The sequence below is a fragment of the Kribbella shirazensis genome (assembly GCF_011761605.1).
In the GTDB taxonomy this organism is placed as follows: Bacteria; Actinomycetota; Actinomycetes; order Propionibacteriales; family Kribbellaceae; genus Kribbella; species Kribbella shirazensis.
Map to the genome: position 1 here is coordinate 1,948,420 of NZ_JAASRO010000001.1, position 22,821 is coordinate 1,971,240.

The 22,821-nt window shown below is 69.9% G+C and carries 26 protein-coding genes; 17 read left to right on the plus strand and 9 right to left on the minus strand.

Annotated features, from left to right (window positions below):
- The first annotated feature begins 61 nt into the window (after window positions 1–61).
- From BJY22_RS09570 to BJY22_RS09585, 4 genes are all read left to right on the plus strand, one after another.
- Window positions 62–991, plus strand: coding sequence for a proline dehydrogenase family protein (locus tag BJY22_RS09570; RefSeq protein ID WP_167205395.1), 930 nt, complete (start codon window positions 62–64; stop codon window positions 989–991).
- Between the two features lie 29 nt (window positions 992–1,020).
- Window positions 1,021–1,824, plus strand: coding sequence for a pyrroline-5-carboxylate reductase (proC, locus tag BJY22_RS09575; protein ID WP_167205397.1), 804 nt, complete (start codon window positions 1,021–1,023; stop codon window positions 1,822–1,824).
- 73 nt (window positions 1,825–1,897) lie between these two features.
- Complete coding sequence (locus BJY22_RS09580) at window positions 1,898–2,470, plus strand: hypothetical protein (RefSeq protein WP_238350329.1); 573 nt, start codon at window positions 1,898–1,900, stop codon at window positions 2,468–2,470.
- 43 nt (window positions 2,471–2,513) lie between these two features.
- Window positions 2,514–2,780 (plus strand): winged helix-turn-helix transcriptional regulator, encoded by a 267-nt coding sequence (locus tag BJY22_RS09585; RefSeq protein ID WP_167218059.1) that lies wholly within the window; start codon window positions 2,514–2,516, stop codon window positions 2,778–2,780.
- Here BJY22_RS09585 and BJY22_RS09590 read toward each other — a convergent pair.
- The 4 genes from BJY22_RS09590 to BJY22_RS09605 form a co-directional block, all read right to left on the minus strand.
- Window positions 2,766–3,512, minus strand: a complete 747-nt coding sequence (locus BJY22_RS09590; protein ID WP_167205401.1) for an endonuclease/exonuclease/phosphatase family protein — start codon at window positions 3,510–3,512, stop codon at window positions 2,766–2,768. The two genes, BJY22_RS09585 and BJY22_RS09590, sit on opposite strands and share 15 nt — an antisense overlap.
- Complete coding sequence (trpS, locus tag BJY22_RS09595) at window positions 3,509–4,477, minus strand: tryptophan--tRNA ligase (RefSeq protein ID WP_167205403.1); 969 nt, start codon at window positions 4,475–4,477, stop codon at window positions 3,509–3,511. Before trpS ends, BJY22_RS09590 begins: the two co-directional genes overlap by 4 nt.
- Window positions 4,478–4,631: 154 nt before the next feature.
- Window positions 4,632–5,384 (minus strand): SGNH/GDSL hydrolase family protein, encoded by a 753-nt coding sequence (locus tag BJY22_RS09600; protein ID WP_167218061.1) that lies wholly within the window; start codon window positions 5,382–5,384, stop codon window positions 4,632–4,634.
- A 237-nt stretch (window positions 5,385–5,621) separates the two neighbouring features.
- On the minus strand, window positions 5,622–6,176 hold the full coding sequence (locus tag BJY22_RS09605; RefSeq protein ID WP_167205405.1) for a TetR/AcrR family transcriptional regulator: 555 nt from the start codon (window positions 6,174–6,176) through the stop codon (window positions 5,622–5,624).
- Between the two features lie 88 nt (window positions 6,177–6,264).
- Between BJY22_RS09605 and BJY22_RS09610 the strand changes: the two genes are divergently transcribed.
- The 3 genes from BJY22_RS09610 to BJY22_RS09620 all read left to right on the plus strand — a co-directional run bounded on the left by BJY22_RS09610 (window position 6,265) and on the right by BJY22_RS09620 (window position 8,123).
- Window positions 6,265–6,576 carry a hypothetical protein gene (locus BJY22_RS09610; protein WP_167205407.1) on the plus strand — a complete coding sequence of 104 codons (312 nt, stop codon included), beginning with the start codon at window positions 6,265–6,267 and terminating at the stop codon, window positions 6,574–6,576.
- 17 nt (window positions 6,577–6,593) lie between these two features.
- Entirely contained in the window at window positions 6,594–7,769 is a 1,176-nt protein-coding gene (locus BJY22_RS09615; RefSeq protein WP_167205409.1) for an acetoin utilization protein AcuC, read from the plus strand.
- Between the two features lie 138 nt (window positions 7,770–7,907).
- Window positions 7,908–8,123 carry a helix-turn-helix domain-containing protein gene (locus BJY22_RS09620; RefSeq protein WP_012923942.1) on the plus strand — a complete coding sequence of 72 codons (216 nt, stop codon included), beginning with the start codon at window positions 7,908–7,910 and terminating at the stop codon, window positions 8,121–8,123.
- A gap of 47 nt (window positions 8,124–8,170) precedes the next feature.
- Here the strand turns inward: BJY22_RS09620 and BJY22_RS09625 are convergent, their stop codons facing one another.
- Complete coding sequence (locus BJY22_RS09625; RefSeq protein ID WP_167205410.1) at window positions 8,171–9,040, minus strand: alpha/beta fold hydrolase; 870 nt, start codon at window positions 9,038–9,040, stop codon at window positions 8,171–8,173.
- A gap of 54 nt (window positions 9,041–9,094) precedes the next feature.
- On the opposite strand from BJY22_RS09625, the gene BJY22_RS09630 reads away from it, so the two are divergent.
- Window positions 9,095–10,918 carry a BTAD domain-containing putative transcriptional regulator gene (locus tag BJY22_RS09630; RefSeq protein ID WP_167205412.1) on the plus strand — a complete coding sequence of 608 codons (1,824 nt, stop codon included), beginning with the start codon at window positions 9,095–9,097 and terminating at the stop codon, window positions 10,916–10,918.
- Between the two features lie 29 nt (window positions 10,919–10,947).
- On the opposite strand, the gene BJY22_RS09635 is transcribed toward BJY22_RS09630, so the two are convergent.
- Window positions 10,948–11,616, minus strand: coding sequence for a class I SAM-dependent methyltransferase (locus BJY22_RS09635; protein ID WP_167205414.1), 669 nt, complete (start codon window positions 11,614–11,616; stop codon window positions 10,948–10,950).
- A gap of 110 nt (window positions 11,617–11,726) precedes the next feature.
- Between BJY22_RS09635 and BJY22_RS09640 the strand changes: the two genes are divergently transcribed.
- The 3 genes from BJY22_RS09640 to BJY22_RS09650 are packed head-to-tail and all read left to right on the plus strand — an operon-like array spanning window position 11,727 to window position 13,951.
- Entirely contained in the window at window positions 11,727–11,828 is a 102-nt protein-coding gene (locus BJY22_RS09640; protein ID WP_008356322.1) for a 30S ribosomal protein bS22, read from the plus strand.
- Window positions 11,829–11,880: 52 nt separating this feature from the next.
- On the plus strand, window positions 11,881–12,873 hold the full coding sequence (locus BJY22_RS09645) for an NAD-dependent epimerase/dehydratase family protein (protein WP_167218062.1): 993 nt from the start codon (window positions 11,881–11,883) through the stop codon (window positions 12,871–12,873).
- The gene (locus BJY22_RS09650) at window positions 12,866–13,951 is read left to right on the plus strand and encodes a 1-acyl-sn-glycerol-3-phosphate acyltransferase (protein ID WP_167205416.1); all 1,086 of its coding nucleotides are present in this window, start codon (window positions 12,866–12,868) and stop codon (window positions 13,949–13,951) included. The genes BJY22_RS09645 and BJY22_RS09650 overlap by 8 nt, the downstream gene beginning before the upstream one ends.
- A 69-nt stretch (window positions 13,952–14,020) precedes the next feature.
- Here the strand turns inward: BJY22_RS09650 and BJY22_RS41510 are convergent, their stop codons facing one another.
- The 3 genes from BJY22_RS41510 to BJY22_RS09660 all read right to left on the minus strand — a co-directional run bounded on the left by BJY22_RS41510 (window position 14,021) and on the right by BJY22_RS09660 (window position 15,935).
- Window positions 14,021–14,914 (minus strand): DUF5667 domain-containing protein, encoded by an 894-nt coding sequence (locus BJY22_RS41510; RefSeq protein WP_167205417.1) that lies wholly within the window; start codon window positions 14,912–14,914, stop codon window positions 14,021–14,023.
- Window positions 14,915–15,123: 209 nt separating this feature from the next.
- Entirely contained in the window at window positions 15,124–15,252 is a 129-nt protein-coding gene (locus tag BJY22_RS42370; protein ID WP_272954816.1) for a hypothetical protein, read from the minus strand.
- A 110-nt stretch (window positions 15,253–15,362) separates the two neighbouring features.
- Window positions 15,363–15,935: a sigma-70 family RNA polymerase sigma factor gene (locus BJY22_RS09660; protein ID WP_238332099.1), complete on the minus strand. Its 573-nt coding sequence runs from the start codon at window positions 15,933–15,935 to the stop codon at window positions 15,363–15,365.
- Between the two features lie 360 nt (window positions 15,936–16,295).
- On the opposite strand from BJY22_RS09660, the gene BJY22_RS09665 reads away from it, so the two are divergent.
- The 6 genes from BJY22_RS09665 (at window position 16,296) to BJY22_RS09690 (ending at window position 22,820) form a co-directional block, all read left to right on the plus strand.
- The gene (locus BJY22_RS09665; RefSeq protein WP_167205419.1) at window positions 16,296–17,744 is read left to right on the plus strand and encodes an AMP-binding protein; all 1,449 of its coding nucleotides are present in this window, start codon (window positions 16,296–16,298) and stop codon (window positions 17,742–17,744) included.
- On the plus strand, window positions 17,741–17,977 hold the full coding sequence (locus BJY22_RS09670; protein WP_167205421.1) for a glutaredoxin family protein: 237 nt from the start codon (window positions 17,741–17,743) through the stop codon (window positions 17,975–17,977). Before BJY22_RS09665 ends, BJY22_RS09670 begins: the two co-directional genes overlap by 4 nt.
- A gap of 113 nt (window positions 17,978–18,090) precedes the next feature.
- Window positions 18,091–18,846: a redox-sensing transcriptional repressor Rex gene (locus BJY22_RS09675; RefSeq protein WP_167205423.1), complete on the plus strand. Its 756-nt coding sequence runs from the start codon at window positions 18,091–18,093 to the stop codon at window positions 18,844–18,846.
- Window positions 18,847–18,919: 73 nt separating this feature from the next.
- On the plus strand, window positions 18,920–20,209 hold the full coding sequence (locus BJY22_RS09680; RefSeq protein WP_167205425.1) for a glutamyl-tRNA reductase: 1,290 nt from the start codon (window positions 18,920–18,922) through the stop codon (window positions 20,207–20,209).
- Window positions 20,206–21,087 (plus strand): hydroxymethylbilane synthase, encoded by an 882-nt coding sequence (hemC, locus tag BJY22_RS09685; protein ID WP_167205427.1) that lies wholly within the window; start codon window positions 20,206–20,208, stop codon window positions 21,085–21,087. The genes BJY22_RS09680 and hemC overlap by 4 nt, the downstream gene beginning before the upstream one ends.
- Window positions 21,084–22,820: a bifunctional uroporphyrinogen-III C-methyltransferase/uroporphyrinogen-III synthase gene (locus tag BJY22_RS09690; RefSeq protein ID WP_167205429.1), complete on the plus strand. Its 1,737-nt coding sequence runs from the start codon at window positions 21,084–21,086 to the stop codon at window positions 22,818–22,820. The genes hemC and BJY22_RS09690 overlap by 4 nt, the downstream gene beginning before the upstream one ends.
- Window position 22,821: the final 1 nt, after the last annotated feature.

The window sequence follows — 22,821 nt, forward strand, 5'->3', positions numbered from 1 at the left end:
TCAGGCGCGTAACCTGCTGACACCACTGGCAAATGGGTGGGTTGATGAGGAGGAACACGTAGTGCTTCGGCGAGTCCTGCTGGGCATGTCCCGCAGCCCCCAGATCAAGAAGGCAGTGTCGTCGCTGCCGGTGTCCAGCGGCATCGTCGCGCGGTTCGTCGCCGGTGAGACCGCTCCGGAGGCCGTGCTGGCCACCGAGAAGCTGGTCAGCAACGGCCTGAACGTCACCCTCGACCACCTCGGCGAGGACGTCACCGACCTGGCCGCGGCAACCGCGACCGCCGACGCGTACCTGGACCTGTTGAAGAAGCTCTCCGCCGCCGGCCTGACCGCGAACGCCGAGGTCTCGGTGAAGCTGTCAGCGGTCGGTCAGGCGCTCCCCGGCGACGGCGAGAAGATCGCGCTGGAGAACGCGCGGACCATCTGCCACGCCGCCCGCAACGCCGGTACGACAGTGACCCTCGACATGGAGGACCACACCACGACCGACTCCACGCTGAGCATCCTGCGCGAGCTGCGCCAGGACTTTCCGGAGACGGGCGCGGTCCTGCAGGCGTACCTGCGCCGTACCGAGGGTGACTGCCGCGATCTCGCGTACGCCGGGTCGCGTGTCCGCCTGTGCAAGGGCGCGTACAAGGAGCCGGAGTCGGTCGCGTACCAGGAGAAGCGCCAGGTGGACAAGGCGTACGTCCGCGCGATGAAGATCCTGATGAACGGCGACGGCTACCCGATGATCGCGTCGCACGACCCGCGGCTGATCGCGATCGCGGGCGCCCTGGCCGAGCGCGCCCAGCGCAAGCCGGGCAGCTTCGAGTACCAGATGCTCTACGGCATTCGCCCCGAGGAGCAGCTCCGCCTGTCCGGTCAGGGGCACACGGTCCGCGTCTACATCCCGTACGGCGAGGACTGGTACGGCTACCTGGTCCGCCGCCTCGCCGAGCGCCCCGCCAACCTGCAGTTCTTCGCCCGCTCCTTGATCAGCAAGAAGTAGGACCCGGCCCACACGGCTAACCTGTGGGCATGAGTGCAAAGGTGGCCGTCCTCGGGGCCGGTGTGATGGGGGAGACGTTGCTGTCCGGGCTGATTCGGGCCGGGCGGCGACCGGAGGACCTCCTGATCACCGAGCGCCGGGAGGAGCGCGCCGCCGAGCTGCGGGAGCGGTACGGCGTCGACGTCGTCACCAACCTGGACGCTGCGAAGCAGGCGGAGACGCTGGTCCTGGTGGTGAAGCCGCAGGACATGCCCGAGCTGCTCGCCGAGATCGCTCCGGCGGTGCAGCCGAGCCAGACCGTGATCTCCCTGGCGGCCGGTATCACCACCAACTTCGTCGAGTCGCGCCTGCCGGAAGGCGTGGCCGTCGTTCGGGTCATGCCGAACACACCTGCCCTGGTCGACGAAGGGATGGCCGCGATCTCGCGCGGTGCGCACTGCGACGAGAGCCACCTGGAGCTGGCCGAGAGCCTGCTCGCGGCGACCGGTCGCGTGCTCCGCGTGCCGGAGAAGCAGCAGGACGCGGTGACCGCGATCTCCGGGTCCGGTCCGGCGTACCTGTTCTTCGTCGTCGAGGCGATGATCGAGGCCGGCGTCCACATGGGCCTGCCGCGCGGTACGGCGACCGACCTCGTCGTACAGACCGTGGTCGGATCCGCGAAGCTGCTCCGCGAGACCGGTGAGCACCCGACGGTACTGCGGGAGCGCGTCACGTCTCCCGGCGGTACGACGGCCGCCGCGATCCGCGAACTCGAGGACCACAAGGTCCGCGCGGCGTTCCTGTCCGCGATCGAGGCTGCTCGCAACCGGTCACGAGCCCTGGCCGCCGAGTAACACCTCTGCCACAGCTGGCGTTATGGTTGGGCGCCGAGGTTTCCTGCCATGTTCGAGGGATATGAGTCCGCCCATGAGTAATGGTTCGGTCGAGCCGGCCACCACAGCTGCGCAGCCGCAGGAGCAGGAAGTGCCGCCGCTGCCGTGGCGGGTGCCGCTGGATCCGGCGCCGTGGTGGGCGTGGACGCTGTTCGTGCTGCCGTTCGCCGTCGTGCCGGCGTTGAACTCGTGGCTCTGGATGGGCGCCCGCGACATGCTCGCGGTCGGTCTGCTGACGATCATCGGCGCCTCGGTGGTCCGGGTCGCCGGCGGCGTCGTGCTGTACCGGGTCGAGCTGTTCCCGACCGGCCTGAAGGCGCGCACCAGCATGCTGATCCGCAGCCTGGCCTGGCAGGACGTCGGCAAGATCGAGGTCGGCGACGACAACGTCGTACTCACCCGCGGCCCGGACGAGCACGAGATCAACGGCATCCCGAAGGACCGCACCGCCGAGGTCGCCGCGGTCATGGAGGTACTGCGGGAGCGCTCCCTGACCACCCAGGTCCGCCGCCACCGCCCGCGCCCCGGCATCGGCACGCTGCTCGTCCTGCTCTACGTCGTCCTGTCCATCGGAGCCTTCCTGCTCCGCTGGCAAATCGTCATCTGAATCACCTGGCCCAGGGCCGGCCCGGCAACGTCTTCCTGGCCGACTGCCCTGCCGGCGGCACTCGGAGCTGATCGAGCTGATCGGTGGAATCTCGAAGAAGGTGCTGACCCAGACGCTCCGTCGTCTGCAGACGAACGGTCTCGTCACGCGCGTCGACCACGGCGGTGTCCCGCCGCGCGTCGAGTACAACCTCACCGAACTCGGCCGCACGCTCATGGGCCCGGTGCGCATGCTCACAGAATGGGCAGAGGAGAACGGCGACGCAATCCTCGCGGCGCAGGAGGACGAAGAGGTGCTAGCGAAGCTCTAGGGTCGCGACCACGGGCCAGTGGTCGCTGGGGACGCGCCCGTCGGGCCGGTGGTGCGAGACGGCCGCGTCGGTCACCGTCCACTCCGGTGTGACGAGGATGTGGTCGATGCGGTCGTCGTCCTCGGCGCCGGTGAAGTTGTGCCAGCTGCCGCCGGCCTCGATCGGGACGGCCGGCGACAGGCCGGCCTCGACGAGCGACTTGAGCGGCGGCGAGTCCGGTGTCGCGTTCAGGTCACCCATGACGATCCACGGCAGGGATCCGGCGATCCAGCGGGCGATCAGCCGGGACGACTGCAGTTGCGCGACCTCGCCCGCGTGGTCGTAGTGCGTGTTGACGACGCCGATCGTCGTACCGTTGCGGTGCCGGAGCCAGGCCAGGGTGGCGATCCGGGTCAGGTCCGCGTCCCAGCCGATCGATCCCGGCGTCCCCGGGTCGTCGGACAGCCAGCGCGTCTCGTGCCGCTCGATCCGCCAGTCGCCGGGCCGGACCAGGACGACCGAGTGCTCACCGGCACTCATCCCGTCGTCCCGGCCGGCGCCGACGATCTCGTACTTCGGGAACCGCCAGCGCAGGTACTCGAGCTGGTCGGGCAGCACTTCCTGCAGCCCGACCACGTCGGCGTCCAGCTGTTCGATCGCCGCCACCGTCGCCTTCCGCCGGACCGGCCAGGCGTTGTCGCCGTCCGGTGCGGAGGAGTTGCGGATGTTGAACGTGGCGGCGCGAAGCTTCATGGTGCTGATCCTGCCAAACCCATCGCGCGAGTCGCCGCCTGGAGTCGGGGAGTACCCGCTTCGAGCGCCCGGTCCCGGCCCTGCGTGAGCAGGTGGTCGATCGCACCCGGATCGGTCGCGAGCCGCGCGTACTCCTTCTGCAGCGGCTCGATGACGGCCAGGACCGCGTCCGCGACGTCCTGCTTGAGTGCGCCGTACGACGCGTAGGACTTGGCCAGCTCGGCCGGATCGCCGTCGGTGCAGGCGGCGAGGATCTCGAGCAGGTTGGTGACGCCCGGCTTGGTCGCCTCGTCATGGCGGACAACGTTTTCGGAATCCGTTTTCGCGCGCATGATCTGCCGGCGGATGACGTCCGGCGGGTCCAGCAGCCGGATCGTGCCGATCGCGTCGTCGGCGTCCGACTTGCTCATCTTCGCGGTCGGGTTCGCCAGATCCTTCACCCGCGTGGCGAGCGCGGCCTTGTTCAGCTGCGGTACGACGAACGTCTCGCCGTACTCGCGGTTGAACCGGATCGCGACGTCCCGGGCCAGTTCGACGTGCTGGTCCTGGTCACCGCCGACCGGGACCCGCTCCGCGCCGTACAGCAGGATGTCCGCGGCCATCAGGCACGGGTACGTGAACAGCGAGGCCCGCGTCATCGGGCGGCCCTTGCCCTTCTCCTTGTACTGGATCATCCGGGACAGCTCGCCGACGTACGACGTGCACTCCAGCAGGTACGCGAGCTGGGCGTGCGTGGGGACGTCGGACTGGACGAAGACCGTGCCTTCGGGGACGCCCGCCGCGAGCATCAGCGTCGCGAACTCGCGGGTCAGCGTGGCGAGTCTTCGAGGGTCGTGCCTGGTCGTCATCGCGTGCAGGTTCGCGACGAAGTAGAAACCGTCCGGGTCGGTGAACCGGCGCAGCGCGCCGAGGTGGTTGCCGAGCGTCAGCCGGCCGGACGGGGTGATGCCGGAAAGCGAGGTCATGATCTCAGCCCTTCGATGATTGGAGGCCTCACCGAGGGCATGAAAAAGGCCGCCTCGGCGAGGCGGCCTCGTTGGATGCGTGCGAACACGCCGGGTGGACCGCCCTAGGCGGCCCACCACAGCTGCAAGTTCGTGTTCACAGGCTCAGCATATCTCAACGCTGGACGAGCGACTGGACGATCAGCTCGTTGCGGGCGTCCTGGCCCAGGGGGACCGTCGGGTGGACGCCGTCGCGCAGGTAGTTGAGCAGCCGGTACGGCTTGACCCAGAGCCACTCGGCCCAGCGGACGATGCGCAGGTTCGGGTACTTCTCCTGGGCGTCGTACAGCTGCATGTTGAGCCACGAGCTGTTGCGCTGGTCGGCGAGCTGCACGGTCGACGTCACACTCTTGCGGACGACCTGGATGTTGACCCAGTACAGGATCCGGTTCTGGCCGACGATGCTCACCGCCCGGGCAACCTGGGCCGCGAACTTCGGCGGGTCGAAGATGTCGTTCGAGCCGCTCGCCATCAGGATCCGGCGCGGCAGACCGTACGTCGACGCCCACTGCTGGAGCGCGTCGACGGCGCCGGACGTCGGCCGGCTGGACCAGTTGTGGACGGCCAGCTGGCTGCCGTCGCGGTTCAGCAGGCGGATCGCGAGCGACTTGCCGTCCTGGACGGAGATGCTGTCGCCGAACATGAAGACGCCGTTGGTGTCGCGAGTGCGCTGGATCTGCGCCGGCGTCGAGATCGCCCGGGTCGCGCCGGTCCAGGAGCCGAGCACACCGGAGCCGTAGGGCCCGGTGGTCGACGTCGTGGACGCGGCGAACTCCGCGGCGGCGGATGCGTTCTGAGTGGAGGTGGCGACCGTCGCGGCGGCCGCGGCCGCTCCTACCGTGAAGATCTGCCGCCGGTTGGGTTTCATTTGCCTCACGGGGAGAACTGTGGTGCCCCGGGTCGCGTACTCGCAAGTCCGGATCTCACTGTCCGCAGTCGGTTCACGCCTGATCCGGCTGAAATTCTCCGGTTTCTCGGCCCGGGAGGGGAAAACCTGTAACGCTTTGCAGTCCGCCACCGATGAATCGACTGTTGGACCACGGACGGGTCGGCGCGACCGGGGAGGGGTGTCGCGCCGCCCGTCGCGTCTGACCGGATCCGCGCCTCAGTCCGTCGGGGAGCCCGTCGCGAGCTCCTCGATCAACGGGCCGGCGATCGCCATCAGCTCCTCGGGTGACGCGTCCAGGCCGTCGAGCCTGAGCAGGTGCCGCGAGATCACCAGTCCGAGCGTCAGTGCGCCGATCACGCCGGCCCGCACCAACGCGTCGTCGCCGGACAGTTGCGCCGCCACCTGCCGCTGCTGCGCCGTGACGGCGGCTCGAACCTCTTCGGCGGCCTCCGGGTGCGTGAACATCGCCCGCAGTGCGGCGAGCGCCGCTGCCGGTTCGTCGGCCAGCTTCGCGCTCAGCGCGGCGGTGAGTTGCCCGGCGATCTGCTCCGGCGACCCCTCGATCGGCCCGTCCGCGGGGATCGCGGCGGCCTGCGCGAACAGCTGCTCCTTCGACCCGAAGTACCGCATCACCAGACCGGGATCGCTCCCGGCCCGCGCCGCGATCGCGCGGATGGTGGTCCGGTCGAACCCGTGCTCGCCGAAGAGCTGCCGGGCCGCGGTCAGGATCCGGACCTCGGTACGCCGTCGCTGCTCCGCCCTGGTCGTCATGGCCTTCAGCCTACGTCTGTTGACTCAACGCCATGAAGGCCCTACCGTTTCAGTCAACGCACGTAGACTGAAAATCAGGAGAACCCCGATGACCCAGACGCTCGTGCTGGCCTTCCTGGCCGGCCTGATGGGCACCAACGGCATCCCGCACTTCGTCTCCGGGATCACCGCCCGCGAGTACCCGAACCTGACCGGCAACTCGGCCACGAACAACGCCGTCGGCGGACTGGCGGCGTTCGCGATCGCCGGCGCCCTGCTGGCACTCGCACAACTCGGCGACCATCCCCGCGCGGCCCTGATCGCCGGCGCCGCGGGGATCGTCGGCATGACCGTCTTCCACGCGCGCCGGGGCGCCTACTGGATGAGCGCCCACTTCGGGAGGCCCCTTCCGGAAGCGTGAAGGTTAAGGTCAAGGGCATGAGTGGTGAGGCGTTGCTGGTGTTCGACGACGGACTGACGGCGTACGACTTCGGTCGCGGGCACCCGATGAGTCCGATCCGGGTCGAGCTGACGATCAAGCTCGCCCGGGAGTTCGGCATCTTCGACGACCTCAAGATCGTGCCCGCGCCGACCGCCGGCGATGCGCTGCTCGAGACCGTCCACACCGCGGAGTACGTCGCCGCCGTGAAGCAGGCGGGCGTGCACCCGGACGAGGCCGATCCGGTCCACGGCCTCGGGACGACGGACACGTACTGCTTCCCGCGCATGCACGAGGTTTCCGCGCAGATCGCCGGCGCCTCCGTCGAGGCGACTCGTGCGGTCTGGGAGGGCGACGTACTGCACGCCGCGAACATCGCCGGCGGCCTGCACCACGCGATGCCCAGCCAGGCCAGCGGTTTCTGCGTCTACAACGACCCGGCGATCGCGATCCAGTGGCTGCTCGACCACGGCGCCGAGCGGGTCGCGTACGTCGACGTGGACGTGCACCACGGGGACGGCGTACAGACCGTGTTCTACAACGATCCGCGCGTGCTGACCGTCAGCCTGCACGAGTCGCCGACCACGCTCTTCCCTGGGACGGGCAGCGCCGGTGAGACGGGCGGCCCGGACGCCGAGGGGACGGCGGTCAACGTCGCGCTCCCGCCCGGGACCGGGGACGCGGGCTGGTTGCGGGCGTTCCATGCCGTCGTACCGGACGTGGTGAAGGCGTTCCGGCCCGACGTACTGGTCACGCAGCACGGGTGTGACTCGCACGTCGAGGATCCGCTCGCGCACCTGACGAAGACGATCGACGGGCAGCGGGCGGCCTACGTCGCCCTGCACGACCTCGCGCACGAGCTGACCGGCGGGAAGTGGGTCGCCACCGGCGGCGGCGGGTACGCCATCATCGACGTCGTACCGCGCGCCTGGACGCACCTGCTGGCGATCGTCGCGGGCAGGCCGATCGACCCGTCGACGCCGGTGCCGGAGGCGTGGCGCGAGGAGATCCAGCTGCGATTCGGGCGGGTCGCGCCGCTGCGGATGACCGACGGCCGCGACGCGTCGTACGTCGACTGGTCGAGCGGCTACAACCCCGACACCTGGCTCGATCGAGCCATCCACGCCACCCGCGAAGCAAGCTTCCCGCTCCTGGGGCTCGATCCTTCCTACTAACTGGGTGGGACGGAAGGCGAGTCACACGAGTCCCCCTCTTTCCCATTCGCACCAACAGCCACTACGCTCGGGACATGCACGGACGGAGGTGCCGGAGGGGAAGCCGGCGCACGATCCGTGCTGGAAGTGCGGTGCGCAATGGCATCAAAGAAGTCCGGTGGTGAGCAGCCGCTCGCCGAGGTGAAGTTCCTGACCGTGGCGGAAGTCGCCACGGCCATGCGCGTGTCCAAGATGACGGTGTACCGCCTGGTGCACTCCGGTGAGCTGCCCGCGGTGCGGGTGGGTCGTTCGTTCCGGGTGTCTGAGGACGCCGTGCACGACTACCTCAAGGGCGCCTTCTTCCAGGCCGGATAACAACGAGAAACGAAGGGGCCGGATCCGCCGAGGACCCGGCCCCTTCGTCATGTCCTCGGGCGGGTCAGGAGGGTGCGGACGGATCGGGTGATCTGCTGCGGGGCTTCCTCGGCCAGGTAGTGGCCGGCGGTGGTCGTTTCGTGGTGCAGGTCGGGCGCCCAGACCTTCCAGCGGGCGGCGGCGTCGAAGCCGAGGGCGGCGCCCCAGTCCTGCTGGATCACCGTCACCGGCATCCGCAGCCTGTTGCCCTGCGCAAGATCTTCCCTGTCGTGCGTGACGTCGATCGTCGCCGAGGCGCGATAGTCCGCGACGATCGACGGCACGGCCCGACGGCAGGCCTCCAGGTACGCCGCACGGACGTCGTCCGGGATCGCGGCCGGATCGTTCGCCCACAGGTCCAGGAAGTACCCGAAGAACTCGTCCGGCGCGGCGGCGATCATCCGCTCGGGCAGCCCGGGCGGTTGCGCCATCAGGTACAGGTGGAACCCGACCGCGGCACTGGTCCCGTGCATCACGTCCCACATGTCCAGCGTCGGCAATACGTCGAGACACATGAGATGCGTGACCACATCCGGATGATCGAGCCCGGCGCGGAACGCCACCAGTGCTCCTCGGTCGTGTCCTACCAACGCGAACTGCGCGTGCCCCAGTTCACGGGCCACCGCGACCACATCCGCGGCCATCGTCCGCTTCGAGTAACCCTCCGCGGGCTTGCCGCTTTCCCCGTACCCACGGAGATCCGGGCAGATCACGGTGTGGTCCGCAGCCAACTCGGGCGCAACATGCCGCCACATCAGCTGCGTCTGCGGGAAGCCGTGCAGCAGGACGACCGGCGTACCAGAACCACCGACAGCAACGTTCAGCTCGACGTCGTCCGTACCGCGCACGCGGACGTACTCGAATCCTTCGATCTTCATGCCGCCCATCGTCGCGCCGCCGGATGAGCATCGGATGAGCGCTACCGTGGCCCCGTGGAGTTCGGTGTGCTCGGGCCGGTGGTCGCATGGGACGAGCAGCGTGTCGCAAACGGGCAGGTCCGCGTGCCCGTCGACCTCAAGGGACCGCGCCATCGTGCCGTCCTGGCCCGGCTCGTCGTCGCGCGCGGCCGCGTCGTGCCCGCGAGCGTGCTGGTCGAGGACCTGTGGGCGGATCCACCCGACGGCGCGTTGAGTGCGCTGCGTACCTTCGTGTCGGCCTTGCGCCGGGCGATCGAGCCGGATCGTGCGCCGCGGACGCCGGCTCGCGTGTTGGTCACCTCGGGTCCTGGGTACGCGTTACGGACGGATGCAGTGGACGCGTGGAGGTTCGAGGCGGCGGTTCAGTCGACGGCGCCGCCAGAACAGTTGCTGCCGGAATTGCTGGCAGGCCTGGCGTTGTGGCGCGGTCCGGCGTACGCCGAGTTCGCCGACGAGCCGTGGGCGCTGGCCGAGCGTTCCCGGCTGACCGAGTTGCGGCTGCACGCGGTGGAGCGGGTCGCGCAGACCCGGCTGGACCTGGGGATCGCGGCGGAGGCGGTGCCGGACCTGGATGCCCACGTCACTGAGCATCCCTGGCGTGAGGACGCGTGGCGGTTGCTCGCCCTCGCGCTCTACCGGAGCGATCGGCAGGGCGACGCTCTCGCCGTACTGCGTCGCGCCCGGGAGACCCTGGTGGATCAGCTCGGTGTCGATCCCGGCCCCGCGCTCAACCGGCTGGAGAGCGACATCCTCAACCAGGCCGCGCATCTGGCGCCGGCCGGAAACGTGTGGGCGGAAACGGCGGCGGCGTACGACCGCGTCGTCGGCGGCACCCGGGCCCGGATCGAATCGACCGTCGGCCTGCTCCGCAACCTCGCCGTCACGGGAGGCGGTGGACTCGAGGCCGCCCGCCGGCACCGCCTCGCGGCCGTCACCGCCGCGGAGGAACTCGGCGACCCCGACCTCACCGCACGCGTCATCGGCGCGTACGACGTACCGGCGATCTGGACCCGCTCCGACGACGAGGCGCAGGCGGCCGCGATCGTGGCGGCTGCCGAGCGCGTGCTGCCGAGCCAGGATCATCCGAGTATCCGCGCCCGGCTGCTCGCGACGATCGCGCTCGAGTCTCGTGGCTCGCGTTCACCCCGGGCCCGCGAGGCCGCCGTCGAATCCGAGCAGCTCGCACGCGGTCTCGACGACCCGGCGCTGCTGGCGTTCGCCCTGAACGGTCGCTTCATGCAGACCTGCTACCGCGCCGGCCTCGCCGCGGAGCGGGATGCCATCGGCGCCGAGCTGGTCGCGTTGTCGCAGCGCCACAACCTCTTGACCTATGAGGTTCTCGGCCATCTGGTGCGTCTGCAGGCGTCCTGCGCTCTGGCCGACCACACTGCCGCCGACGATCACGCCGCGGCCGCCGATGCGCTGGCCGCCCGTCACGAGCTCCCGCTCGTCGCCGTCTTCACCCGTTGGTACGCCGCCCTGCGCGACGACACGCCCGAGTCGTACAAATCCGCGGCCGTACTGCTCGACGGCTCGGGCATGCCCGGGCTGAGCGAGGGGCTTCTTCCGTTGGCATTGGCTGCGCACGCCGTACGCCATGGTCGGCCGATCCCTGCAGCTGACTACGGCCCGCATGCCCCGTGGGTGAAGGGCACACCAGACCCACCACCCGGCCTCCTACTCGAGGCGCATTGGGCGTTCACCGCTCATGCGGCCAGGCAAACAGGCGATGCCGAGCTGTTGCAGAAGGCGCAGACGGCACTCGCTCCTGCCGCGGACGAACACGCAGCCGGCAGCGCCCTACTCACACTGGGCCCGATCGCCGACTACCTGGCTTAGAGATCGTCCGGCGAGCCTCCGGCCTGGGATCAGCTGGCGGTGGGGCGGCGGGCGCGGAAGGCGAAGGCGTGGGGGATGTCGTGGCCGGGGGGTTCTTCGAAGCGTTCCATGGTCAGGCCGGAGTTGAGGACGGCGTTCAGGTAGTCGGCGAGCGGGACGTGGTTCATGCCGATCCGGCGGCGGATGCCGTCCTCGGCCCACCATGGCGCCTCGGTGTGCCAGCCGGTCAGGCGGTACGTCGGATGCACGATGCGGCGACCGTCCTCGTGGTAGACGACGTGCGGCCCGTTGAAGCAGGGATGGACGCCGTACGCGACGAGCAGCCCGCCGGGACGCAGTACCCGCGCCGCCTCGAGCAGGACCGCGCCGAAGTCGTCCACGTCCGTCGAGGTCCACAACGTGACCGCGGTGCCAAAGGAGGCGTCGGCGAACGGCAACCTGCCGGCGTCGCCGTGGAGCAGCGGCCCGTCGGTGCGGGACCGGGCGCGGCCGAGCTGGTCGATCGAATAGTCCAGCCCGACGGGAGTGCGGCCGCTCGCCCGGATGGTCTCGAAGTTCCGTCCGGTGCCGCAGCCGATGTCCAGACACGGCCCCGACCCGGGCCCGAGCAGCTCCAGCAGACCCGGCTGATGCGTCTCCGAACCGTCCACGAACCGCTCGTCGTACCACTCCGCCAAGCCGTCGTACCGAGCCCGCATGTAGCCTCCCCAGGTTGCTTGCCAGTCTAGTGCTGGAGGCTGCTTTAGGTCGGGGGAGTGACCTCCGGGTAAGCTTTGCCGACGTTCTCTTTGAGTTTGGATGGTCCGACGTGGGTTCTGTGATCAAGAAGCGCCGTAAGCGGATGGCGAAGAAGAAGCACCGCAAGCTGCTGAAGAAGACGCGGGTGCAGCGCCGCAAGCTCGGCAAGTAAGCAGTTCTGCCGCGCCCGGTCCGGCTGGGGGTTGCTCGTGGCACAGGTGGTGATGGTGACCGGCGTCTCGCGAGACGCCGGTGCTCGCTGTGCCCGCCGACTGGCCGAGGATCCGGCGATCGGCACCGTGATCGGTGTCGACGTGGTTCCGCCGCGCGCGGAGCTCGGGCGGGTCCGGTTCGTCCGGGCCGACATCCGCAACCCGGTGATCGCCAAGGTGATCGCCGCCGAGGGGGTGGACACGGTCGTTCACACCGGCGTCGTGGCCACTCCCGGCAGCGCCGGTGGGCGGTCGTCGATGAAGGAGATCAACGTCATCGGCACCATGCAGCTGCTCGCGGCGTGCCAGAAGGCGCCCGGTGTGGCCAAGCTGGTGGTCAAGTCCTCCACCACGGTGTACGGCGCGGGTCCGCGCGACCCGGCGATGTTCACCGAGGAGATGGCGCCGCGGGCGATCCATCACCACGGCCTGAGCAAGGACGCGGTCGAGGTCGAGGGGTACGTCCGCGGGTTCGCCCGGCGCCGCCCCGACGTCTGCGTCAGCACGCTCCGGATGGCGAACTGGATCGGCCCGAAAACCGACTCCCCGATCACGCGGTACTTCGCTCTCCCGGTCGTCCCGACGGTCTTCGGGTACGACGCCCGCCTGCAGTTCCTGCACGAGGACGACGGCGTCGAGGCGATCCGGCACGCGACCGTCGACGACCTCCCCGGCACGTTCAACCTGGCCGGTGACGGCATGCTCTCGCTGTCCCAGGCGATCCGCCGGCTCGGCCGCCCGGCGCTGCGGCTGCCCTCGTTCACCGCGTCCAGCACGGCGGCCGCCGTACGGCGAGCCCGGCTCGCGGACTTCTCGCCGGACCAGATCAGCTTCCTGACCTACGGGCGGGGCGTGGACACCACCCGGATGCGGACCGAGTTCGGGTTCGAGCCGCAGTACACGACCGCCGAGGCGTTCGACGACTTCCGGAAGTCGCTCGGGACCGGCGCGATGACGCGGGTGTCCGGGCTGCTGACGGCCGGACTGGGAGCATTGCGTGGCTGACGCCGACGTGATCCCGATCGGCTCCGGCGGCAGGCCGGGCCGGGGCACTGGCCGTCGTACGACGCCGTCGGCCGCGGCTCGCGCGCTGGCCGGACCCGGTACGAAGAAGAGTCGTACCCGGGCAGCGGAGCCGACCGAGGAGACCGTGGAGGCGGCCACCGAGTTGCCGACCGCCGGTGCACCCGACGGCGGCGAAGCACTCGACTTCGCCCGGCTCGGGCAGGTCGTGCGGGAGCTGTTCGGCGATGACGGCGAGCGCCGGGTGGCGGAATGGCTGGCGTTTCTGCGCCGGCGGGTGACCGGGGAGTACGAGCTCGACGAGTTCGGCTACGACACGGACCTGACCGACCAGGTGCTGCTGCCGCTGCTGCGTCCGCTCGCGGAGAAGTGGTTCCGGGTGGAGGTGCGCGGCGTCGAGAACATCCCCGACACCGGCAGCGCCCTGATCGTCGCGAACCACTCCGGCACGATGCCGCTCGACGGGCTGATCACGCAGCTGATCGTCGCCGACCACACCGGACGGCCGCTGCGTACGCTGGCGGCGGATCTGGTGTTCAAGACGCCGTTCGTCGGGGAGCTGGCCCGCAAGGGCGGCGCGACGCTGGCGAGCAACGACGACGCCGAGCGGCTGCTCCGGCAGGGCAATGTGGTCGGCGTGTGGCCGGAGGGATTCAAGGGGCTCGGGAAGCCGTTCAGCGAGCGGTACAAGCTGCAGCGGTTCGGCCGCGGCGGCTTCGTCAGCGCGGCCATGCGGACCGGCGTACCGATCGTGCCCTGCTCGATCGTCGGCGCGGAGGAGATCTATCCGCTGGTCGGGAACCTGGCGTCCCTGGCCCGGCTGGTCGGCGTCCCGTACATCCCGGTCACGCCGTTCTTCCCGCTGCTCGGGCCGCTCGGGATGGTTCCGCTGCCGTCGAAGTGGCTGATCGAGTTCGGCGAACCGATCCGCACCGACGACTTCGCCGACGGCGCCGCGGACGACCCGATGCTGGTCTTCAACGTCACCGACCAGGTCCGCGAAACCATCCAGCAGACGCTCTACACCCTGCTCATGCAACGCCGCAGCGTCTTCTTCTGACCCGGTCCGGTACGCAGCAAGAAGCCCGGCGCCCACCGAGGGGCGCCGGGCTTCTGCTTGCCCGTGGTCCTACTTCCAGGGTGGGAACAGGGTCTGGATGATGCCGGGCAGGTTGATGATCGGTGTGGTGGGGAACGGCCACGGCCAGGACGGCGTGGCGGTCGGAGTCAGCGAAGGCAGCACCGTGGGCGTCGCAATCGGCGAGTTTGACGACGACGGCGGGGGTGGTGTCTTCAGGACCGTCGGCGGCGGAGCGGTGGACTCCTCGACGATCGTGGTGTTCGGCAGCTTCGTCGGTGCCGTGGTGGGCTGCAGCGTGCTCGAGTCGACCGGGGTCGGGGCCGTCGTCGCCGAAGCCTTCGGGCTGGTCGACGTCGACGCCTTGACCGGGTCGCTCGGCTCGGTGCCGGTGCCGGGCGTGGTGCGGCCCGGCTGGTTGCTGTTCGTGCCGGTGCTCGGTGTAGCGGCGTCCGGCTTGGGCGCGGCGCACTTCGGGCAGGCGGCCGCGGTGTGCCGCGACAGCTGCTCGATGGTGGCCAGTGCCTCGACACCGGACTTCAGCGACTCCGGCGGGAGTTTCGGCGCGAGCCCCACAAGAGCCTGGCGGGCGCTGGTGATGAAGGCCGTGATCGCGGTGATCGAACTCTCGTCGCCGTTCTGCTGGTACGACGCGACCAGTCGGGACACGCCCTTGCGGGACTGCGCCGAGAAGTCGTCCAGTGTCGCGTTGATCGTGCCCACGGAGCCGCCGTTCTGGGCCAGCTCGCGGACTTCGGACAGTCGGGTCATGGCGTGCTCGAGATCGCGCCGGCCGCGGGAGTCGTCGCCGACACCCACATTGGTCGCCACGTTCTCGATGCTGCGCTTCATTCCGTACAACGTGTCGCCGGGCATCGCCTGCTGAGCGGCGGCGGCGGAACCGATGCCACCTCCGAGCAGGACGAGCGCGGCGGTACTGGCCACGAGCCGGATCCTCCGGCCCTGGCGACGGCGGATATCTGTCACGGACGCGCCAACGTCCTCGCTACCCGGCGGGTCGTCCGAGTCGTCCGGTGCACTGCGCACCATCACCGGAGTCGCAGTTGTCGCCGACCGCGCCGCCGCCTGCTCCAACAGACGGTGCCGCAGTTCGGCACTGAACTCCGGTCGCGGTGCAACTGCGCCGGCGGTCCTCAGCCGTCCGACCAGTTCCACAGCTTCCAGTAACTCGGGATCGTCGCCCAGTCGCGTGGAGTGACGAGGCCCGTGATCGACGGCGTGCGCGAATGCCTCCGCGCGCGCTCGAGCCCTGTGTAGGTCACTCATGAGTTCTCGTTCTCCTCAATGGCCAGTCGGGGTCACCGACAGGTCCTCACCAGGCAAACGAGGTAACTCCCTGACGGGTTACGAAAGACGTTCGTTGTCATCCGCCTCATCTCAAGTCCTTGGGGATAACCTTCGCCAAGTGCCGTACGGCTCTCAGTTGGAGTTGCTTGACGGCGCCTTCGGATTTCTCCAGCGCCTTGGCCGTCTCGGCGATCGACAGACCCGCGAAGAACCGCATCGTCAGGCAGTCGCGCTGCTCGTCGGGCAGGCCGGCGACCGCGTCCCGGAGTACCTCCGCGGTGGCCGCGGCCAGCACGTCGATCTCCGGTCCCTCGGTCTGCCGGTCGTGGGTCTCGATCTCGTCGGTGACCACCTCGAGCCGGACCCGGCCGGACTTGTAGTGGTCGGTGATCAGGTTCCGGGCGATCGTCACGAGCCAGGCGCCGAAGTCGCGGCCCTGCCAGCGGAACGAGTCCAGCGCGCGCAGCGCCCGGACGAAGGTCTCGCTGGTCAGGTCCTCGGCGAGCGCCGACGACGACACCCGGGCATAGATGTAGCGGTAGACGGTGAGCGAGTACTCGTCGTACAGCTCACCGAACGCACCGACGTCCCCGGCCTGGGCGCGATCGACGAGCTCCGCTCGCCGCATCCCGTCCGGGCTTGGTTCCGGCGTGGTCAAGTGTTCTCCCCGTTCAACTGACACGTCGTTCGACACATTCGCGAATGGCCTCAGTGACCTGGGACAGCACTGAACGTTACCGCTCGAGCACGTGCTGTCAACAGGCTGAGGCGTGCCGCCTTCCGTCCGGTCCGATGGTCACGAATGCGCCAGCGGACTGCGACCGGTGTACGGAGCAGCCTGCTGTCGGGGGTGTTGCATCGCGCATGGAATCCCCGCGCGGACGGGTTTCTGCAGTGTGAGGTTCAGCAGAAGCGCGCCCACGAGTTCACCTGTATATCGGCCGTCACGCTCCGCTGCAACCGTTCTGGGCAACCTGGTTGCTCCCGGCCCGGATCCCGGCCGTGACAGACTCGCCTGGTGAACGTGAATTTCGCGGACATTCTTCGTGACACAGCGCAACGTCACGGCGAGCGTCCCGCGCTGGTCGACGGGGATCGGCGGCTGACCTGGAGCGAGCTCGACCAGGCCGTCGAAGCGACCGCGCAGGGGTTCGCCGCGGCCGGTCTGGTGCCCGGGTACCGGGTGCTGCTGCTGATGCCCAACAGCATCGAGTTCGTCACGTCCTACCTGGGCATTCTTCGTGCAGGCCTGGTCGCCGTGCCGCTGAACACAGGCCTCACCAAGCCCGAGCTGGCGACCGTCGCGGAGCACTCCGGCGCCCGCCTGGCGGTCGTGGATCCGGGCCTGGCGGACCGCGTCGAGGGCGTCCGGACGGTGGTGCCCGGCGAGCTTCAGGGTGACGCTCCGTTACTTCCGTCGATCGATCCCGAGACGCTCGCGGTGTTGCTCTACACCTCCGGAACCAGTGGAGATCCGCGGGCCGCGATGCTCACCCATCGGGCACTGATCGCCAACGTGCGGAACCTCACCCAGCTCGGCGTGGACCGGATGGGGCCCGAGGACGTGGTGCTCGGGGTGCTCCCGATGTTCCACGCGTTCGGTCTGAACGCGGTCCTCGGCTGGGCGGTCGCGTCCGGCGCCGCGCTCGTCGTCGAGCAGCGGTTCGACCCCGAGCACACCCTGCAGTTGATCGGCCGGTACGGCGTGACGCGCCTGCCGCTCGCCCCGCCCGCGCTGCACGCGTTGCTGACCCGCCCCGATCTGCGCGAGGCGCTCGAGACGGTCAAGGTCGTGCTGACCGGGGCGTCCACCCTCGATCGCGCGCTCGCGGACCGCTTCGAGCAGGCCTCCGGGCTGCACGTGAACCAGGGGTACGGCCTGACCGAGGCCTCCCCGGGAGTCACCACGACCCTCGGCGAGGTCGCGCCGAAACCCGGTTCGGTGGGCCGTCCGCTGCCGAACGTCGAGGTCCGGATCGCCGACGAGCAGGGCGAGGACGTCGAGGGTGACGACCCGGGCGAGATCGTGATCCGGGGCGGCAACCTGTTCTCGGGCTACTGGCCCGACGGCGTGGACGGCCCCGACGAGGACGGCTGGTACCGGACCGGTGACGTCGGGTTCCTGGACCCGGACGGCGACCTGTTCCTGGTCGACCGGCTGCGCGAGCTCATCATCGTGTCCGGCTTCAACGTCTTCCCGAGCGAGGTGGAGGACGTACTGGTCGGTGCTCCCGGCGTCCGGGAGGCCGCGGTCATCGGCGTACCGTCCGAGGAGACCGGCGAGGCGGTGAAGGCGTTCGTCGTACCGGCGCCGGACGCCACGGTCGATCCGGCCGCGGTCGGCGAGTACGCCGCGACCCGGCTGGCGCGGTTCAAGTGCCCGGTCGAGATCGAGGTGGTGGACCACCTGCCGCACTCGGTCACCGGCAAGGTCGCCAAGGGCCGGCTGCGGGAAGGGGACCGATGAACAGGGTCACGCTGTACGGGAAGCCTGGGTGTCACCTGTGCGACGACGCCCGGGAGATCGTCCGGGCGGTCTGCGCCGAACTGGGCGTGGAGTGGAGCGAGGTCGACATCACGCAGGATGACCGGTTGTTCACGCAGTACGGCGAACAGATCCCGGTCACGTTCGTCGACGGGAAGCAGCACGACTTCTGGCGGGTGGACCCCGCACGCCTCCGAAAGGCCCTGACCAGCTAGGCGGTGTCTGCTAGGTCACCTCCGCCGATTTTGTTCTCACGTTCACAAGCTCCTAGAGTAAGAGTGCCGCCGGCCGTCAGACCGCGGTGAACCAACCTGCTCCCAGGAGAATTGTGACGCGTGCCAGCAGCCGTCGCCCCGGCCCGCCGACGAGAACCGAACGCGGCATCCCCGAGGCGACTGTCGCGCGCTTGCCGGTCTATCTGCGGGCCCTGACCGCGCTCTCGGACAGCGGTATCGCCACCGCGTCGAGCGAGGACCTGGCGACCGCCGCGGGCGTGAACTCGGCCAAGCTCCGCAAGGACCTGTCCTACCTGGGGTCGTACGGCACCCGCGGTGTCGGGTACGACGTGGAGTACCTGCGCTACCAGATCGCCCGCGAGATCGGCGTCACCCAGGACTGGGCCGTGGTCATCGTCGGGATCGGAAACCTCGGCCACGCGCTGGCGAACTACTCCGGGTTCGGCACCCGTGGCTTCCGGATCGTCGCCCTGCTGGACGCCGACCCGAACCTGGTCGGCGAGCGGATCGGTGACATGGAGGTCCGGGACTTCGCCGAACTCGAGGAGATCGTCGAGTCCGACCGGGTCTCGATCGGTGTCATCACCACCCCGGCCGGTCCGGCGCAGGAGGTGTGCGACCGGCTGGTCGCCGCCGGCGTGACCAGCATCCTGAACTTCGCGCCCGTCGTGCTGTCCGTGCCCGACGGCGTCGACATCCGCAAGGTGGACCTCTCGATCGAGTTGCAGATCCTGGCGTACCACGAACAACGAAAGTCCGGAGAGGCGGCGCTCCCCCAGGTGCCCGAGCTACCAGCGATGAACGGTCTGACGGATCTCCCGAGTGTCGGGGGAGGTGTCGGCCTGTGAACGAGCGAAGCGAGTTCACAATCAAGCTGAGCAGCTTCAGCTCATCGGCGCCCGCAGCGAAGCGAGGACGGCGATGAGCTACCTCGTGGTCGGCATCAGTCATCGTTCCGCTGCCATCGACGTTCTCGAGCGGGTCGCGCTCGACGCGGACGCGGCGACCAAGCTCGCGCTCGCGGTGCACAACTCGGCGGCCGTCGCGGAGTCCGCGGTCGTTGCCACCTGCAACCGGACCGAGGTCTACGCCACCGTCGACCGGTTCCACGCCGGGATGGACGAGGTCACCGCGATCCTGTCCGACGTCACCGGCGTACCGCTGCTGGATCTGGCCGAGCACCTGTACGTGCACTTCGAGGAGGGCGCGGTCGCGCACCTGTTCCAGGTCGCCGTCGGGCTGGACTCGATGGTCGTCGGCGAGAGCCAGATCCTCGGCCAGGTCAAGGAGACGCTGCGCGTCGGCCAGGACAACGAGACCATCGGCACGGACCTGAACGCGCTGTTCCAGCACGCGTTGCGGGTCGGCAAGCGGGCGCGTACCGAGACCGGTATCGACTCCGCCGGCCGCTCGGTCGTCTCGGCCGGTCTCGAGGCGGTCGGCGGCTTCGAGGGACGCCGGGCGCTGATCGTCGGCGCCGGCTCGATGGCCTCGCTGGCCGCGCAGACCCTGTCGGCCGGCGGCGCGCGCAGCGTGACCGTTGCCAACCGCAACTACGAGCGCGCGGTCGCACTCGCGGACCGGGTCGGCGGTACGGCGATCGAGCTGGCCGCGGTCCCGGCGGCGTTGCGCGACGCCGACCTGGTCGTATCGTGCACCGGCGCGCGCGGCGTCGTACTGACCGAGGCGATGATCCGCGACGCCACATCGAGCACATCGGACGGCCGGGCTTTCGGTGTGCTCGACGTGGCGCTGCCGCGCGACGTCGCGCCCGAGGCGGCCCGGATTCCCGGCGTCACGCTGATCACGCTGGCCGACCTCGTCGGTACGGCGGGCGGCAGCGAGGCCGACATCGACGAGGTACGGCGGATCGTCGGTGAGGAGACCGGGTCGTTCGAGGCGACCCGGCGGGCCGCGTCGGTCGCGCCGACCGTGGTCGCGCTGCGGGCGATGGCGAGCGGACTCGTCGACGCCGAGCTGGCCCGCCTCGAGCGCCGGCTGCCCGGCCTCGACGAGCACCAGCGCAACGAGGTCGAGCGGACCATCCGGCGCGTCGTCGACAAGGTGCTGCACAACCCGACGGTCCGGGTGAAGGAGCTCGGCGGCGATCCGGGCGGACCGACGTACGCCGACGCGCTGCGGCAGCTGTTCGCACTCGACCAGGCGACCGTGGAAGCGGTCACGACGCCGAAGGGGAGTGAGCAGGCATGATCCGGCTCGGCACCCGCCGCTCCAAACTGGCGACCGCGCAGTCGACGATCGTCGCCGACCGCCTCCGCGAGCTCGGCCACGAGGTCGAGCTCGTCCTGATCACGACCACCGGCGACGTCAACCGCGCACCGGTCGAGCAGATCGGCGGCACCGGCATCTTCGTCAGCGCACTGCGCGACGCACTGCTGGCCGGCGAGATCGACATCGCCGTGCACTCCTTGAAGGACCTGCCGACCACCCCGCTGGACGGCGTGACGCTCGGCGCCGTCCCGGTCCGCGAGGACCCGCGCGACGTCCTCGTCGCCCGTGACGGCCTGACGCTCGGCGAGCTGCCGCACGGCGCCCTGGTCGGCACCGGCGCCGCACGACGCGTCGCACAGCTGGACGCGCTCGGCCTCGGCCTGGAGTGCACCGGGATCCGCGGCAACGTGGACACCCGGATCGGCATGGTCACCGAGGGCAAGTTGGACGCCGTGGTGCTCGCGAGGGCAGGCTTGTCCCGGTTGGGACGGCTCGCCGAGGTGACCGAGACGCTGGACCCGATCCAGGTGCTGCCCGCACCGGGACAAGGTGCCCTGGGCATCGAGTGCCGCGCGGACGACACCGACGTACTGGCCGCCCTCGCTCCGCTGGAGGACGCGGCCACCCGGGCGGCGGTGACGGCGGAACGTCAACTGCTGGCCACACTCGAGGCAGGGTGCACGGCTCCGGTCGGGGCGCTCGCCGAGGTGGTCGAGGGTGAGGACGGCCCCGAGCTGTGGCTGCGGGGCGCGCTCGGCCAGGAGGACGGCGTACGACGGCTCAGCGCGAACGGGCCGGTCGACGACCCCGTGTCTCTCGGCAAGGCGCTGGCGAACGAGCTGCTGGAGCGAACATGACACCGGCACAGGGCACGAGCACGGCATCGAAGAAGACGGCCCACAGGACGAGCACGAAAACGACGAGGGCGAAGGCAGACGTGAGCGCGAAGACAGCGGCCACCGCGGCATCCAGGACACCTCAGAAGGCTGCGACCAGTACCGTCAAGCAGACCAGACCACTCGGTCATGTCACGTTCGTCGGCGTCGGTCCTGGTGACCCGGCGCTGCTGACGCTGGCCGGCCGGGACGTGCTCGCGAACGCCGACGCGGTCGTTGTCGAGGGCCCCGAGCACGACGCGTTCCTGACGTACTGCAAGCCGGGCGTCGAGGTCGTGGACGGATCCGGCGCCGAGGGCAGCCGGGCGCTGCGGGTCGCCGCCCGGGCCCGGCTGGTGGTGAAGACCGCCAAGTCCGCGGCGAACGTGGTCCGGCTGCTGAGCGGCGACCCGTTCACCTTCTCCAGCGGCGCCGAGGAGGCGGCCGCGTGCAAGAAGGCCGGTATCGCGTTCAACGTCGTCCCGGGCGTCAGCGAGGTGAGCGCGGTTCCGACGTACGCCGGGATCCCGCTGACCATGAAGGGCGACCGCGAGGTCACCGTCGTCGACCTCGCCGAGAACAAGCTCGACCTGTCCCGGCTGCAGCCGAAGCAGACCCTCGTCCTGCTGAACGCGTGTGAGGTCCTCAAGGAGACCGTCGCCGCGCTGGCCGAGGCCGGCTTCGACGCCTCCACCCCGGTCGCGGTCACCGTGGGCGGTACGACGACCTCGCAGACGAGCGTCGTCGGCACCCTGGAGACGATCGTCGCGGACGTGCGCGCGTCCAAGGTGACCGGCGAGGCCGTGATCGTGGTCGGCGCGGTCGTCGAGCAGCGCGAGGCGCTGTCCTGGTTCGAGACCAAGCCGCTGTTCGGCTGGCGGATCCTGGTGCCGCGCACCAAGGACCAGGCCGGACCGCTGATGGACCGGCTGCGCCGGTACGGCGCGATGCCGGAAGAGGTCCCGACCATCTCCGTCGAGCCGCCGCGCAACCCGCAGCAGATGGACAAGGCCATCCGCGGCCTGGTCGAGGGGCGCTACGAGTGGGTCGCGTTCACCTCGGTCAACGCGGTGAAGGCGGTCCGGGAGAAGTTCGACGAGTACGGGCTGGACGCGCGGGCGTTCTCCGGGCTGAAGATCGCGGCCGTCGGCGACAAGACCGCCGAGGCGATCGGTGCCTGGGGCATCCGTCCGGACCTGGTCCCGTCCGGTGAGCAGTCGGCCGCCGGGCTGGTCGAGGACTGGCCGCCGTTCGACGAGGTGCTGGACCCGATCAACCGGGTCTTCCTGCCGCGCGCGGACATCGCGACCGAGACGCTCGTCGCGGGCCTGACCGATCTCGGCTGGGAGGTCGACGACGTCACGGCGTACCGGACCGTCCGGGCCGCGCCGCCGCCCGCGCCGACCCGGGAAGCGATCAAGTCGGGCAAGTTCGACGCGGTCGTGTTCACCTCGTCCTCGACCGTGCGCAACCTGGTCGGCATCGCCGGCAAGCCGCACGCGTCGACGGTGATCGCGGTGATCGGCCCGGCCACGCTGAAGACCGCCGAGGAGCACGGCCTGCGGGTCGACGCGATGGCCGAGACGCCGTCCGTCGAGGAGCTGGCCGACGCCCTCGCCCGGTTCGGCGCGGACCGGCGTGACACCATGGTGGAGGCCGGTGAGCCGGTCACCCGTCCGTCCGAGCGGCGCCCGGGTTCTCGTCGGAAGAGTTGAT